At 30.0% G+C, this 993-nt stretch carries 2 protein-coding genes; one reads left to right on the forward strand and one right to left on the reverse strand.

The annotated features are described in order from the left end of the window. Window positions 1-85: 85 nt before the first annotated feature. Window positions 86-511 carry a hypothetical protein gene (locus H5T45_07675; protein ID MBC7129576.1) on the forward strand — a complete coding sequence of 142 codons (426 nt, stop codon included), beginning with the start codon at window positions 86-88 and terminating at the stop codon, window positions 509-511. Window positions 512-517: 6 nt separating this feature from the next. Here H5T45_07675 and H5T45_07680 read toward each other — a convergent pair. Further along, window positions 518-993: DUF1802 family protein (locus H5T45_07680; protein MBC7129577.1), on the reverse strand; the 476-nt coding region annotated here is incomplete at its 5' end.

Here is a 993-nt window from a genome sequence, read left to right on the forward strand (position 1 = left end):
AAGAGATCCAATAGATTATTGTAACACGAAAATATTCTACAATATACTACAATATTATATTGTAGAATCTACAATAGACTACAATATGAAATACCTAGAATCCATGATCAGGTGTTATGAGCGCATATACAAGCGTAAAGACCGTCAATACACCACCACACAATACACAATCAACCTAAAAAAAGACAAAGTAGAATCAAAAGGCTTCAAATGCAACGAAGAAGTATGTATACTCCCAAAACCAGAATTCCAAGAACTAATAGAAACATACCAAAAATATGAAAAAATACTAGAAGAAAACAGACAATTAACAAAACAACTAGATCAGGTGCAGGTCGATTATGATAAATTAAAAAATGAGCACAGGCACTTAAAGGAAGTGTACAAGAAAAGAGAAAAGGAAGTCAGCCACTTACAAAATGAAGTAGAAAGATTGCAAAACAGGAGCATATTACAGATAATCTTGGAAAAATTGACTAGAAAAAAGGCGATAGAAGCTCCAAAGAAATGAACAATATTATATCATTTTACTTTCTATCTCCCTGGAAATCTTAGAGAACTCCTTGTCACTTAAAATGGATTGGGAACCTTCAACAGATATTCCTTCTTTCAGATTAGCAAATGTCATTCCAGGCACATCTCTAACCATATATGGTCTTTTTAATTTGTAAACTCTCATTAACCAAATGTAACCATTTTTATTGTTTAAATAGGATCTAACATGCCTTTTATTCCATATAAAGTAATCTTCTAAATCTCCAATTTTTTTAGAAGACCCTTCTATCATTTTTTCACAAATAACAAAATATTTAATTTCGGTTTTTTTATCTTCTTTTTTTGGGAAAGCATGTTTTTTGACAAATTTCCTATGCTTCTTCTGAAAATTCTTTAAGTAATCATCTTTTAGGGCATAACTAAATGTTGGAAAAAGCAAAAATTTTTTAACTTGGGTTTTATATTTTCTTATTATAATAGTTTGCTTTCCTTGCCCTA

The sequence above is a fragment of the Thermoplasmatales archaeon genome (genome assembly GCA_014361245.1).
Lineage (GTDB): Archaea > Thermoplasmatota > E2 > UBA202 > JdFR-43 > JACIWB01.

What these genes read in the sequence shown, in the direction of transcription:
- H5T45_07675 (MBC7129576.1), top strand. Translation starts at nt 86, where the DNA reads ATGAAATACCTAGAATCCATGATCAGGTGTTATGAGCGCATATACAAG.